This is a genomic window from Planctomyces sp. SH-PL14 (assembly GCF_001610835.1).
In the GTDB taxonomy this organism is placed as follows: domain Bacteria; phylum Planctomycetota; class Planctomycetia; order Planctomycetales; family Planctomycetaceae; genus Planctomyces_A.
In genome coordinates, this window is sequence record NZ_CP011270.1 from 7,972,131 (window position 1) to 7,986,392 (window position 14,262).

Sequence of the window (14,262 nt, forward strand, 5' to 3'; positions counted from 1 at the left end):
CGCGGGTGCAATGGCAGGTTACATAAGGTCGGTCGACTCGTCGAAAGGCACTGCGACGACGGCACGAATTCGAACGAGTGCGCATGGCCTTTTCGCACGCGAAATTGTTGCTCAGGAAACGAGGAGGGTCACGATGACGCGCTCGCTGCTGATACTTGTGGTTCTGGCGGCCGGCCCGCTGGCTGGCGATGAGCCGAAAAAGCCCGTGGCTCCTGCTCCCGAGAGTCAGGGCGACGCCGGCTCCGCGAAACGAGCGGAGGAATGGACAAAGAGGATCGACTCGCTCGCCAGCAAGAATACCGCTCCCCGCCTGACAAGAAACAACGTCATTTACGAGCCCTCCTTCCCGCATGACTATGACTGGGAGGATCAGGAGAGGGTCCTGGAGGCGCTGAATGCACTCGCTCAGTGCAGTGATCCGGAACTGTGGGACATCCTGATTGCGCATGGCGAGGATCAGCGGTATTCGTTCACGGCGCGACGGTTTGGCCCGAACGCCTACAACTTCTCCGTGGGCTCTGCGTGCCGGATGCTGGCTGGCGAGCAGTTACTCTGGATCGGCCGGATGAACTCCGATCCGGACTCGCGCGGGAGGCCCGATGTGATCGTGAATCTGGGCCTTCGTGATCTGGACAAGTGGCGTAGTGAGCGGCGGGAGAAGGCCCTTTGGGAACTGCAGGTGGAGCTTCTGGATAAGGCGGCACTTGAGGTCGGGAAGTTGGAGCGACTCTCCGACGATCAGAAAAAGGCTTTGATTGCACAGATCGAGCGTAGGAAGGATGGCATTTCCCGATCCCGAAAGGCGATCTTCATCCGGGTCCACCTCGACAGTTTCGACTTCTACTCCAAGGCTTCGCAAAAGTAAGCCGGTGGCGACGAGGCTTGGGGCCGGTCCGCAACGTGCCTTGAGCCTTCGAAACGTACCGTGACGACAGCTCACTCTGCTTGTGAGGCCCCTTGCCCCCCTGCGATTTCCGTTGTGGCTTGCACCGTTCATCCATCGCAAACGCCTCCGGCGTCCAGGGCTGCCCGCCCTGGCCTCGGGGTTCTGGGGCGCTTCGCCATCTCACGGCCGCTTCGCCCTCAGAACTGAATTCTCGAGAACCGGTTCTGGCCCGCTCCGAACAGCCAGTTGAACATGACCCGGAACTCGCCGTCGAACTGCCTGTCCGCCGCGGTCAGCGGGGCGACATAGGCCAGCGTCAGGCTGGCATCCCGTCCCAAGAGAGTCTGCACCCCCACAACTCCATTCAGAAGCTGAATCCCCTGGGGATCCCCGAAGTCGTACTGCGTTCCGCTCACGTTCCCCGCCACCCGGTCCCCACCGTTCATCGAGCCGCTGTAGTGCAGCTCGGCCATCAGAGCGATGCCGGTGATGCCCCCTTCATTCGCCGGGTCCTGATAGATCCAGTAGCCGAGGCTCGCTCCCACGAACGCGTAATGGAAATCGTTCGCCCGCCCCAGGCTGGTTAGCTCGCCGGTCGGTTGACCGGAGGTGAAACTGGTCGCCGAGACCGGGTTGCCGTTCGTGTCGAAGTCGTACTGCAGGAGCCCCTGCAGGAAGAACCGGTCGTTCGGCGTGTACAGGAAACCGAGGAATGGCAGCAGATGCAACGATTCGTTCTCGACCCGCACGATGGTGGTGCCGGTCCCCGCGTCCCGGACCGTGACGTCGCTGGCGGTCGGCAGCCCCAGTCCGAGCCCCGCCGAGAGGGCTAGGCGATTCTCGTGATTCAGCAACAGTCCCTTGAGATAGACGGACATGTTGCCGAATTCGGTGTCGCTCGTGTTCGTGAGCCCTCCCGACACGACGTTGCTGTCGAGCGTGGTCGCGAAGGGCATGCGGACTTCGACAGAGCCGCGACCGCCAAGGAACGTCTTCTCGAAGCCGGGGGTCACCCGGTTGACGTTGAGGTCCCCCTGGTGCAGAGGCGTGTTTTTGAAGTAGCTGTAGTTGACGTACACCCGGTCCCGGGGAATGGGGCTGGTGTTCTCCGCGAGCTTGACCCGTCCCACATTGGCGCCGGGCGCGGCCCCCACGTTGCCGCCGCCAGCCAGAGTGACCCTCTGAATGGGCCCGTAGATCGAATAGACATCGGCGTTGGGCCCCGTCGAAAAGAAGACGAAGGTGACACCGTCGAACCAGCTGTACAGGAGAGAGTTGGTAATGGATTCCGAAGTCCGCACCGCTGTGAATTCCCCCGGCAGAGGCATGGCTCCGTTCGTCGTCACCTCCTGAACCCCCACCACAAGACTTCCAGCGGGGTATTCGCCACCAGCGAGCGGCCCGTTCCCATCCGTGAAGAACAGCTGTCCCAGAGCAGTCCCCACATTTCCGACACGAGTAATCCCCCCGAAGCCTGAGACGGTTGGTCCTCCAACCCATTCAACCGCTTCCGCGTAGAAGGGAGTGACGACAAGCTGCTCGCCTCCCCCGTTGCCAGTGCCAAAGAGGTCGCCGATGAAGTTGGGGGCGATCGACTGCGGCGAAGTCCCCGGAAGGCCGGAGCGGAAGGCCGGCCTGGCGAAGTCCTGGTTGCCCCGAGCGGTCCGGCCCGGAAACGGGCCGCCGTCCCACTCCAGTGCCCCGGGCGCCATTCCCTGCGGGGAAAGCGGATTCACGGGATCACAATATTGTCCGAACGGCGATTCGGAGGGAGCGGCCGGCGGGCCCTGCACCGGGTCCTGCGGGACCGCCGATTCCAGACGAGTTCCGTCGCCGGAACGGCTCCCGTCCTGTTCAGCCTGGAGGAAGCCGGTCAGAAGCGCGGCCGACAAACAGACGATAGCACGTCGTTTGAGAATGAAGATTCCTTGCATCGGCAAATGCTGATGGGCCCCAAACTTCATGAAAAACGTCGGCATCCTCCAAGGACTTCCTGAACCGCTTGATCATTCGCTACCACAAGATCGCAACTCACAGACGCGGCGGGCGGGTCAGACTCCCCAGATTGCCTATCCGCTTGATGCCGAACGGCAACGTGACAGACGACCAGGCACGTGCTCCCCGCCCCGGCCTCAGGGGGCCGCGCCTCCGCCGCAGTCGACACCTGGCATGCCGCGCCGTCGCGTCCCGAGATGCCTGTCGCAATCGAGCGAAACGGGGGGTATCGTGGACAGTACATCTTGGCTCCACATCTTGAAGAGGTTTCCCCATGAGTGCGGCGACCTACGTCCCCCGGGCTGAACGGACTGAAGCAGGCAAGAGCCTGCGCGCGTCCGTCCCGCGGTCGATCCACCGCGACTGGAAAGCGCCCCCCGACCGCCGCAATCCGGTCGACGTCCTGATCGACTCCAACGTCGGCCGGATGCCGGAGCTGATTCCCATTCGATACGGCCGAATGCTCACCTCGCCGTTCACGTTCTTTCGCGGAGCGGCGGCGGTCATGGCGGCGGACCTGTCGCAGGGCCCCGTGACTGGGATCCGCGTGCAGGCGTGCGGCGATTGCCATCTGCTGAACTTCGGCCTCTTTGCAACCCCCGAGCGGAACCTCATCTTCGACGTGAACGACTTCGATGAGACCCTCCCCGCGCCGTGGGAGTGGGACATCAAGCGGCTGGCGGCCAGCTTTGTGCTCGCCGGACGCGACAACCGTTTCCGGGCCGCGGACGCGCGGGAGTCCGCCGTTGCGGTCGTGCGGGCCTATCGGGAACGGCTGGCCGAACTCGCCACGATGACCGTCCTCGAAGCGTGGTACTCCCGGCTCGACGTGCTCAAGATTCTGAAGGAGACCGAGGACCCCGAGATGCGGGAGTTCCGCGAAAAGCGACTGAAGAAAGCGCAGTCCCGGACCACCATCGATCACGAGTACCCCAAGCTGGTGGAGGAGGTCGGCGGCGAGCCGCGGATCAAGGACGACCCGCCGTTCATCTTCCATCACGCCAGCACGGAGACCGACGAGGCGCGGGAGATCATCGAGGAGGCGTTCCTGGCGTATCGCGAGACGCTGCGATTCGACCATCGGTTTCTGCTCGACAAGTTCCACATGAAGGACATCGCCGTCAAAGTCGTGGGGGTGGGGAGCGTCGGGACGTTCTGCGGGATCATCCTGATGCTCTCCGAGACGGACGATCCGCTGTTCCTGCAGTTGAAGCAGGCGACCCGTTCGGTGCTGGAGCCGTACGCCGGCCCCAGCCAGTTCGAGCATCACGGGCAGCGGGTGGTGGCGGGGCAGCGGCTGATGCAGGCGGCGAGCGACCTGTTCCTGGGCTGGACCACGGGACGCCATGGCCGGCAGTACTATCTGCGGCAGCTCCGCGACATGAAGATCAAGCCGATGGTCGAGATCTACCGACCGCGGCACATGGTGGAGTACGCCGGCTTCTGCGGACAGGCGCTGGCGAACGCGCACAGCCGCTCCGGCGACGCCGCGACGTTGAGCGGCTACCTCGGCAATCTGGACAACTTTGACGAGGCGATCGCGGACTTCGGGGTCGCTTACGCGGACCAGACGGAGCAGGACCACGCGGCGCTGGTGGAAGCGGTCCGGACCGGGAAGATCGAGGCCGTCAGCGACGAACGGTGAGCCTCCTCCGGTGTCCGTGCCGGCAAAGCCTCCATAGCGCAACCCAACGTGATTCGGCTGGGTGGCACTGCTGGCAGCTTTGGGCCAGCAGTGACTGGACGCCGGGCTGACAACGGCACTGTTCGTCAAAGCACGGGCAACGGCACCCTGCGGAACTGTCCCAGCCATAACGGGCACGGGAGGGCAACGAGAACGTTCGCAAGCCATGCGCGGGACAGTCGCGGCCGAGACCATGGGTGCTTGTGCCACGATTTGCCGTTACAAGACGGGACAGTTCAGGGAACACCGGTACGGAGGAGGGGCCATGGCAAAGGCGGTCGTCTGGACACTGACGGTGGTCGGCCTTCTGCCGTCGATCCTTCTGGTGCTGGCCTCGCTGGACGCAATCCGTTCACAGTCGCAGGCACTGGCGGCGGCCGGGCGGGAGAAGGCGGATTTCCTCCAGTTCATCCACATGATTCGCTTCCGAAGCTGGAGCCTGACCTTCTATCCACGCGTCTGGCCGCTGGTTCTCATTGGCACGGGCGCGATCTTCCTCCTCGCGGGGCTCTTCGCGCTCCTGCACGTCGGCGCAGACTGACACATTGGGGGAAAAACCGTGTCGGCCGCGGTATTCTTCGACCCGCACCGCGACGGCGAGCTGGCCAGATAAGATAGAGAGGAGCAAAGTGAGGCGATCGCGTGTCAGACCCCAGCGAAGAACCCGATCGAGGACTTGCAGAAATCCGGATGTATCCTGGAGCGTTCTGGCGGAACGTCCTGATCATTGCCCCTTACCTGGGGTCGCTTTCTCTCGCGCTGCTCCTCCACATCTGGCTGAATAGTGAAGAGCCTTGGCCTCACCCGTGGCTCAGACTGATCGTAACTCTCTTGGTGGTGTTTCCCCTTGTGTTCCTGGTCTTTGATCGGCGAAACAGCAGCCTGACCTGTCCGCGGTGCCAGCGGATCCTCGACTCTCCGGGCGATAAGGGGGTGGGCCGAGGCGAATATCCCGTCTATGTGTGCCCTGCCTGCAACGTGGCCTGGAAGACGGGAGAGTCCGCGATTCGATACACAGGACGCGGCTGGGGGCCAAGAGAATCCCCGAACGATCCATGAGAGTGCCCCCAAGGGGTGAGGGCGATGGCCGAAGGGCGATTCTTCGTTCCGGCCGCCAGCCTGCTGGGGGGCACGGCTGAATGGCACTGCACGTCAAAGCAAGAGCACTGGCACCCGGCGGAGCTCGCCGGGTGCACTGGCCAGAGTCTTGTGCGACCATGAAGCCGGGGCGAAGTGACGGCTGCCCCGACATGCCCATGCGAAGCCATGAGCATGCCACCCCGCCGCCAGGACAGTGAGGAGCCCATCATGGGGCGCGAAGATGCTGCTGTTCGACTCGTACTTCTGGTAGACGACTACGACAGGGCAATTGACTTCTATTGCAAACAGACCGGCCTGTTTTCCATCGATGTCGACTTTGAGCTTGGTCCGAAGGAACGAAATGTGGTCCTGAGTTACAATAATCCCCGGTCGCCGTTTTACTTAGTACCGCGTCGAGCTATCACCGCGAAAACGCGAGCCTCGATCGGGCAGCAGGCCGGCGATTTTCTTTTTTTTGTCTTACCAGTGGACGACTGCCTACGGAGTTACGACCTACTCCAGAACGCTGGGGTGCAGTTTGCTGATGAACTGGCAGAGCTTCCGTATGGTTGTCAAGCCACTCTGCTTGACCCATTTGGCAACCGGGTGTGTCTATTCCAGTATTATTGAACAATCTGGCTGGGTGTGAACTGAACGATGACGTCATTCTGCATTGCCGAACGCCATGGCCGCAACATTGAGTTATGCAGGGTGCGTTGAGTCTTCGAAACGCCCCGTGAGGACGACACGAATGCCGGTGCGTTTCGCAAAGCCTCCCCGGATGCCACTGCTCGTGCTTTGACGAGCAGTGGCGAGTTCGAGCCGGAAGTCCAATCACTGCTGGTCCAAAGCTGCCAGCAGTGCCACCCGGCGCCAGCGCTGCCGACGGACCCTCTGCTCACGGTTCGTGACCGCAGACCGCGCCAAGGTGAGGGGGCATGCCACATCAGTCCGCGCTCGGACACAGGCCGCTTTCCATGGTTCTCGACGGTCAGCCTCCGGCGGGCAAAGGGGCGTCGCCCCCTGGCATCCCCACCAGGGCCCCCGCCCTGGAACCGGTGGACAAGACATACTTCGTATGAGCTACGTAGACTGCCGGAATATGGACGAGACACCCCTCTGCCCACTCTTGAACCGCTCGCCCGGTCGTCGATTTCCTCCCGAGGTCCGTTGGCCCGTTCCGCCCGCCTAGCTCGTCTTGCCCGTCCGGCCCGCTTCGTGACTGTTCCGCGCAGATTGACGTTTTATGTCTGATGATCCCTTTCTCCGCCTGGCCGCTGTCGGCCGCTGTCAGCTTCAGTCCCGCCTTGGTGAAGGGGGGATGGGAACGGTCTATCGCGGGCGGCACCGCGACCTCGACCTCGATGTGGCGGTCAAGTTCCTGCATCCGCATCTGGCCCGGCAAGGGAACACGTCGGAACGCTTTCTTCGCGAGGCCCGCCTTGCCGCCCGGCTGGCCCATCCGGGGATCGTCCGAGTCTATGACTGCGGCGAGACCGAGGGGCATTTCTACATGGTGATGGAGCTGGTCGACGGCCAGCCTCTGTCGGACGCCATCGCCGAAGCAGGCCCGTTCCCGGTCTCGCGGGCGCTTCAGATCGTGGAATCGGTTGCGGGAGCGCTGCGCGAGGCGCTCGACCAGGCGGGACTGATCCATCGCGACATCAAGCCGGCCAACATCCTGGTGACGACCTCCGGCCAGCCGAAGCTCGTCGACCTGGGTCTGGCCAAAGTCATCTCCGCCGCCGAGATGCCGACCGCCCAGACCGCTGCCGGCACCGTGATGGGGACGCCGCAGTACATGCCCCCCGAGCAGTTCCGGGACGCCAGCACCGTCGATCACCGGGCGGACATCTATTCGCTCGGCGCGACCCTGTACCACATGCTCACGGGGCGTCCTCCGTTCGACGGAGACTCCTTCTTCTCGCTCCTGAAGCAGGTCGAGGAGACCGAGCCCGAGCCGTTCCCATCGCATATCCCGCTGGCGGTGGAGGAGCTTGTCGCCCGGATGCTCTCGAAGCGGGCCGATCAGCGGTTCCAGACCTACGAGGATCTGATCGAGGCGATCCGGAGTCTCGACCGGCCGGCCGACACGGCGACGAAGCTCCCCTCCGCGACGATCGTGGCTCCGGCCGACCCGTCGTCGCTGATCCCCGCGATCAAGACCGCCGGACGGGTCCTTCGCCCCGCGACGCCGGCCGAGAACCGCGTGCTGCTGGTGGTCGATATCCAGAACGACTTCTGTCCCGGCGGGGCGCTCGCGGTGCCGCGGGGGGATGAGATCATTCCGCGGATCAACAAGCTGGCCCGCAAGTTCGCCCATGTGATTCTGACGCAGGACTGGCACAACGAGGACCATCTCTCGTTCGCGTCCTCGCATCCGGGCCGCAAGCCGATGGAGCACATCGAGCTCCCGTATGGCCATCAGATCCTGTGGCCCGAGCACTGCGTGCAGGGGACCGAGGGGGCGGAGTTCCACCCGGCCCTCAAGATCCCGCACTGCGAGCTGGTGATCCGGAAGGGTTATCACCATGAGATCGACAGTTACTCGGCGTTCTTTGAGAACGACCGGCAGACGCCGACGGGCCTGGCGGGGTATCTTCGGGAGCGGGGTCTGTCGCGGTTGTTCGTGGTGGGGTTGGCGACCGATTTCTGTGTCGCCTATACGGCTCTGGATGGTCGGCGGCTGGGGTTTGATGTGACGGTTGTTGAGGAGAGTTGTGCCGGGATTGATTATGCGGGGTCGTTGGCGAGTGCGTGGCAGCAGATGGAGGAGGCGGGGGTTGTGCGGGCGTGAAGTTGCCAAAGCTCTTTTCACCGGGTCCAGGGGGACCCTGGTCAGGGGATGCAAGGGGCAGAATGCCCTTTGCCCGCCGGAGGCCTGACCGTCGAGAGATGTCTGAAGGAGGCTGTGTCCAAGCGCGGACACCGTGCCGTATGCCCTCTCACCAACCCGCGGGGAGTGCAATGCAAGCGATGTGGTGTGAGGGAGTGCTCAACGCCGGTTCTCCAAACGCCGCCGTCCGGTTCGAATTGCCCGCTGGCATCGATCCGGCGATCATGACCGGCCGGCGATTCCACAGGGCAGTTTCGAATCGAGAGGGCTGTATGACATCCCGGATCACAACGCGTCGCGGCTGGCTGGGGGGACTCCTGGCCGTACTGCTCGGAACGATGGCTTGGCCCGCGATGGGGGATGAGCCGGCATCGAAGCCGGCGAAGGCGGTGCTGACCGGGCTGATCGAGGACCAGGCGGGGGAGCCTCTGGCGGAGGCGCGGGTGCGGGTCGGAATTCCGGCGATCGACATGCGGTTCATCGACGAGAAACCCAATCTCCATCTGTTCGAGGCGGTCACGGACGCCAAGGGGCGCTATCGCCTGGAGCTCGACGTCCTGGCGGAACCGGCGCGGGTCTCCATTGACGTCCTGAAGCCGGGATACCAGCGGTCCTCCGGCACGCCGATGGGGGGTGGCGATTTCCGGAGAGTCGAGATGGCTCCGGGGCGCGAGGCCGAAGCCTCCTTCAAGCTCACGCCGGCGGCGTACTATCGCGGTGTCGTCGTGGACGAAGCGGGCAAGCCGCTGCCCCCGCTCAGGTTCCGAGCCTACATCCGGTTCGCGGGGGGCGGCACGGGGTGGGTGGAAGGGACCACGACTGCGGCCGATGGGACGTTCGAGATCTTCAACTACGAGGAGCCGCGGCAGCCGGCCGATGAGGACGCGGACAAAGGGTCGATCTCGATCTCGCATCCGGACTACGTCGACGTCTCGATCGAGGACCTGTTCCAGACCAAGGGGGCGGAGCGGACCGCCCTGCGGGTTGTGATGCCCCGCGGCTGCCAGATCACCGGCACGGTCGTCAACCTGGTCGGTCGTCCGGTCCCGGGGGTGGTGGTCGTCTGCCAGCGGAAGGGGGGCGAGGGTCGGAAGGGAGCGCTGACGGACGAACACGGCCGCTTTGCGATCAAGGGGGTGACCAAGGGGACGAATCAGGTCTCTGTCCGTTCGCTGCCGCTGAAACAGAAGGCGGACCTGACGGTCGACTTCAACGAGGACCGGGACTTGCCGATCCGGCTCCAGCTCATGCCGCCGTTCGATGAGCCAGAGCGCTATGACGTTCTGGGGATGCAGGTGGGGGACTTGACGCCGCAGATCAGGAAGGCGTGCGACCTGCGTTTTGACCAGGGAGTGCTGATTCTGGATCCGGGTGCGGACTCAAAGCGGCTGGGGATCGGCGAGCTGAAAGTGGGGGACCACTTCTGGATGGTGGGACTCCACCGGGTGAGGAGCACGCGCGAGTTCGTGGACCGGATCCTGGCCGAGGCGGCGGAGCAGGACGGAGAGCGGGTCTCGATCCGGGTGGTCTACGCGATGAGCCGTCCGGAGTTCGATGCGAACAACACGCAGTACCTTGACCTCAGCCGGGAGGATCTCCGGGAGTTGGAGGAGGTTCGGCGGAAGGCGTTTGGCGACGGAGCGGGCGAGAAGTAGGAGGCCGCGCTTTCTTTTCAGAGCATCATCCCGCCGAGTGCCATCGCCCCCCGCTTCGCCACAACAAAGCGTGCAAACTGTTCGCACGCTCAGAGAATGCCGCGTTATCCGGGAGCGGGGCGTCCTCGAAAAACTTCGGCTCCGCGCGAAAAATGGGGCTAGTCAGGAGCCGACCTCCCGACACAATGGGGCCCGCTGAAACTGTGGCCTGCCGGGGTCGCTGCTGCCGGTAGTCAGAAGGAAGTCTTGGGGTCGCCATGGCCGGCGATGACACGACGGGCGACGATACGGTCGGGATGAGAAGGGTCTTGGGGTCGCGGATGGGGAATCTGGTGTTGTTGGGGGACGAAGTCTCCCTGTTGAAGGCGGCAACCGTCCAGGGGACGGTGAGCTCGCGGGGGAGAACATTGGGCGATGACGTGGCCTGCGACTTTTTCTGCGAAGCGGGGCTGGTCCAACGGGCCGGCGACGAACTGCGGCTGACGGATCTGGGCTGGCGCGTGGCGCGGAAGCTGATCGACAGCGGGGCGCGGGGCGTTGTCGCGATCCCGGCTTCGGAACTCATGGCCGAGCCAGTGGCCTCCGAACCCGCTTCGGCGGCCTGACCTTCCGCGTCGACGGATCGGGCGGCACGTGCCGGAGGGGGCTTGAGAGATCTTGAGGCTGCGGGCCGGTGTGGCCCCGCTTGTGAGGCCCCTCGCGGACCTGCGTTGCCCGTTGTGGCTTGGACCGTTCCTCGAAGGAAGCGCCTCCGGCGGCCAGGGCTTCCCGCCCTGGACCCGGGGCTCTGGCTCTCTCCAAAGGATCACGTCTCCCAACCAGGGATTTCCCGGGTGTCAGGGACTCTACCGGCGGCGGTATGTTCTCTTCCTGGAGCGCCTGCATGGGACCGGCAGCCCCGGACGCTCCTGCCCGGACAGTTGAAGACAGCGCTGTCCGGGCTCTTCTTTGCGCGCTCCGCAATAGTCAGCCCAGCCTCCCTGATCCACGAAGGTCGTCCATCGAGACAACCGACGCCGGCAGCCCCTTCCCCGCGAACCGCGATCCTCGCAAGCCGAGGATTGCGGACGGTCGAGCCACGTGAAATCATTTCCGCCGAAACGTGTGCCGGCACGTATGTGACTGCAAGCCCGAACGCGGGAATCTGCCACATGCATGCACGAACGTATCGGGCCGATATCGACGGGCTGCGCGGGCTGGCCGTCCTGTTCGTGCTCTTCTTTCATGCCGGTCTCGGCTGCTCCGGGGGCTATGTCGGCGTCGACGTCTTCTTCGTCCTTTCGGGCTACCTGATCACTCCGCTCATCCTCGAAGAGATCGAAGCGGGGACGTTCCGCCTCGCCTCCTTCTGGGAACGACGCATCCGCCGGATCCTTCCGGCGCTGTCCCTCGTGATGCTCGGCACGCTGGGCCTGGGATGGTTCCTGCTGCTTCCGACGGAGTTCCGGGACCTCGGCCGATCCCTCGTTGCGCAGGCCGGCATGGCCTCCAACGTCTACTTCTGGCTCACCTCGGGATACTTCGACGCCGCCGCGGACTCACGGCCCCTTCTGCACCTGTGGTCCCTGGCTGTGGAGGAACAGTTCTACGTCCTGCTGCCGCTGGCGCTGCTCGTCCTCAGCCGGTTCGGCCGGATCGGGACGGCGGCCGGCCTCGTCGCGATGCTGGGGGTCTCGTTCGCGCTCAACCTCATGGGCATCGGCCGGTATCCCTCGGCGACCTACTTCCTCCTCCCCACGCGAGCGTGGGAACTGCTCGTCGGCTCGCTCGTCTGCCTGCTTCCCGCTCCGAAGGCGAAGTGGAGAGGTTTCGCCGAAGGGACCGCGGCGATCGGACTCGGCGGCATCATCGCCGCGGCGTTCCTGTTCGACAGGACGACGGCGTTCCCCGGCGCGGCGGCGCTGCTGCCGTGCCTGGGAACCGCGGCGGTGCTCTGGGCGGGATCGCGCCGCGGTCCCGAAGGGAGCGAACGGGGCGCGGGAGAGATCGGGGACATCGGGGACGGACGAGCAACCTGGATCGGCCGGGCGCTGGCCGGGCCGTGGCTGCGGCTCGTGGGGCTGATTTCCTATTCGCTGTATCTATGGCACTGGCCTCTGCTGGTGCTGGCCCGGCAATGGGGCTTTCGCGAACTCACCGTGGCCGAGCGGGTCGCGTGCCTGATGGCCAGCGTGGTTCTCGCCTGGGGGTCGTGGATCCTGGTCGAACGCCCGCTTCGATCCCGTCGGCTGATGCCGGATCGCCGGATGGTGCTCACGGCCGGAGGAGCCTGCATGGCGATGTTCCTGCTGGCCGGCGGACTGCTGGCGATCTCGGACGGACTCCTCTGGCGGTTCCCCGACAGGACGCAGCGCTACCTGGAAGTGACACGGAACCGGATGCGGTACTTCCAGGTGACGCCGGAGGATGTGCTGAACGAGCGGCTCGTCGAAGTCGGCGGCAATCCCAACGGGCCGGTCCACTGCCTGGTCTGGGGAGACAGCCACGCCGCGGCCCTCTTTCCGGCCCTGAAGGACCGCGCGGACCGGACCGGGATGCGGTGCGTCTCCGCGACCTACCCGTCGACGACCCCGCTCCTGGGGTTCACGAGTCTGGGGCCGGCGTCGCTGAAGGATCGTTCGGTCCCGTTCAACGACGCTGTCGTCGCCTATGCCGGGCAGCGCCACGTGCCGCATGTGCTGATCGTGGCCTACTGGGGAAAGACGTCCTTCGAGGAGGGTCCGGTCGGCGGACTTTCGCGGATGCAGGACTGCTTTGCCGAGACGGTGGCCCGGCTGCGGCGCGGGGGGGCGCGGGTCTGGATCATGAAGCAGGTCCCCGCCTATCCGATCGAGATTCCGCAGGCGCTCGCCCGGCTCTCGGTCCTGGGCCGGGATCCCGACGCGTTGCGGATGCCGCTTCAGCATCACCGGGAGCAGCAGGCTCCTTATGATCGGATCATCGACGCCATGACGGCGCACGGCGCGACGGTGCTCGATCCGGCGACGTGGCTTTCCGATGAGACGCAGCGGACGGTTGTTGAGGCGGAGGGGCGCGTTCTTTACCGGGATGCCCATCACCTGACGCCGGAGGGGGCGATGCAGTTGTCGCCATTGTTTGAGACGATCTTCCCAACGCGCGCCGCTGAGGAAAGCACGAGCAGCACCACGCTGCGCCGCTGAATGCGCCTCTCACCGGGTCCCGGGGCACCCTGGTGGGGAGTGCAGAGGGGCCTGTGTTGTTTTTCTGGCCCATTGCCCGCCGGAGGCCTGGCCGTCGAGAGATGTCTGAAGGAGCCAGTGTCCAAACGCGGACAACGTGCGGTATGCCCCCTCACCAACCCGCGGGACGACAAAGCGAGTGATGCAGGGTGAGGGAGTCAATCCGGGACGGGTCGGCCGGCAGAGTGTTTGACAACCACCGCCCTCGCCCCGCAGGTCCGGCACTCACTCCACAGTCGGTTCGCTTCGCCCCTCAAGGGGTAGAGGCGTTGCCGGCCTGCACGCGAAACGGCCGCGTGGCAATCACCCGCTCGTCCGTCCACTCCTGTACGAACACAAGCTGCGTGAGACGCAGTGAGCCGAAGAGCAGCCGCAACTCATACACCCCCGGCCGCGCGGGGGCTCGGATCTCGGTCCGAAAGCGAGCGGCCCCCTTTCCATCGGGCCGCAGCTTCAACCGATAGCTGGCCGCCACGAACTCTCCCGAATCAAGAGACGAACGACTGACCAGTTCCGCGCGCAAGAGCGGCACCGGCTTGTGCTGGTTCGCCTTGGCATGACGGCCCCAATCGCCTGAGCTGCGGCTCGGGTTCCACCACCAGCGATCCACGTCGAGCGGGATCGTCCCTGACAGCAGGAATTTCTCGCCGGCCGGCACGCCGCGATCCGCCCCCGCGGCCGTTTCGCCGGTGCCCCATGCGAGTGCCTGGACTCCGTCCTTCGAGGTCGTCGCCGCGACGGCGGGAGGGACCGCGTCGCCATAGGCGTACCAGTCCGTCGACACGGCGAAGTACATAAGCGCGATCGTCAAAAGACCCGCCCCGCACAGCAGCGCACTTCGTCTGGACATCGCGTGACTCCGCCACGGAAGAGCTCACCCGCGCCGGAGAGGACTCCGGTCGCGTCGAGCGGATTGTCGATCCCCG

The 14,262-nt window shown here is 64.9% G+C and carries 10 protein-coding genes and 1 pseudogene; 9 read left to right on the top strand and 2 right to left on the bottom strand.

Annotated features, from left to right (window positions below; all coding sequences use genetic code 11):
- The first annotated feature begins 133 nt into the window (after positions 1–133).
- On the top strand, positions 134–865 hold the full coding sequence (locus tag VT03_RS30710) for a hypothetical protein (RefSeq protein WP_075096528.1): 732 nt from the start codon (positions 134–136) through the stop codon (positions 863–865).
- A gap of 218 nt (positions 866–1,083) precedes the next feature.
- On the opposite strand, the gene VT03_RS30715 is transcribed toward VT03_RS30710, so the two are convergent.
- Entirely contained in the window at positions 1,084–2,820 is a 1,737-nt protein-coding gene (locus tag VT03_RS30715; protein WP_156514878.1) for a hypothetical protein, read from the bottom strand.
- 335 nt (positions 2,821–3,155) lie between these two features.
- Here VT03_RS30715 and VT03_RS30720 point away from each other — a divergent pair, with 335 nt between their 5' ends.
- From VT03_RS30720 to VT03_RS30750, 8 genes and pseudogenes are all read left to right on the top strand, one after another.
- Positions 3,156–4,526, top strand: a complete 1,371-nt coding sequence (locus tag VT03_RS30720; RefSeq protein WP_075096530.1) for a DUF2252 domain-containing protein — start codon at positions 3,156–3,158, stop codon at positions 4,524–4,526.
- A gap of 304 nt (positions 4,527–4,830) precedes the next feature.
- On the top strand, positions 4,831–5,106 hold the full coding sequence (locus tag VT03_RS30725; protein WP_075096531.1) for a hypothetical protein: 276 nt from the start codon (positions 4,831–4,833) through the stop codon (positions 5,104–5,106).
- Between the two features lie 767 nt (positions 5,107–5,873).
- Complete coding sequence (locus VT03_RS30730; protein WP_197489130.1) at positions 5,874–6,275, top strand: VOC family protein; 402 nt, start codon at positions 5,874–5,876, stop codon at positions 6,273–6,275.
- Positions 6,276–6,966: 691 nt separating this feature from the next.
- Positions 6,967–7,626: pseudogene (locus tag VT03_RS35305) on the top strand (serine/threonine-protein kinase); the annotation flags it as partial.
- 177 nt (positions 7,627–7,803) lie between these two features.
- The gene (gene pncA, locus VT03_RS35310; protein ID WP_410000427.1) at positions 7,804–8,442 is read left to right on the top strand and encodes a bifunctional nicotinamidase/pyrazinamidase; all 639 of its coding nucleotides are present in this window, start codon (positions 7,804–7,806) and stop codon (positions 8,440–8,442) included.
- Between the two features lie 311 nt (positions 8,443–8,753).
- Positions 8,754–10,136 carry a carboxypeptidase-like regulatory domain-containing protein gene (locus tag VT03_RS30740; RefSeq protein WP_075096534.1) on the top strand — a complete coding sequence of 461 codons (1,383 nt, stop codon included), beginning with the start codon at positions 8,754–8,756 and terminating at the stop codon, positions 10,134–10,136.
- Positions 10,137–10,432: 296 nt separating this feature from the next.
- Positions 10,433–10,741, top strand: coding sequence for a hypothetical protein (locus VT03_RS30745; protein WP_156514879.1), 309 nt, complete (start codon positions 10,433–10,435; stop codon positions 10,739–10,741).
- Between the two features lie 546 nt (positions 10,742–11,287).
- A complete protein-coding gene (locus tag VT03_RS30750) occupies positions 11,288–13,297 on the top strand; it encodes an acyltransferase family protein (RefSeq protein WP_075096536.1) in 2,010 nt (669 codons plus the stop codon).
- A 292-nt stretch (positions 13,298–13,589) separates the two neighbouring features.
- Here the strand turns inward: VT03_RS30750 and VT03_RS30755 are convergent, their stop codons facing one another.
- Positions 13,590–14,186, bottom strand: coding sequence for a hypothetical protein (locus VT03_RS30755; RefSeq protein WP_156514880.1), 597 nt, complete (start codon positions 14,184–14,186; stop codon positions 13,590–13,592).
- Positions 14,187–14,262 lie beyond the last annotated feature (76 nt).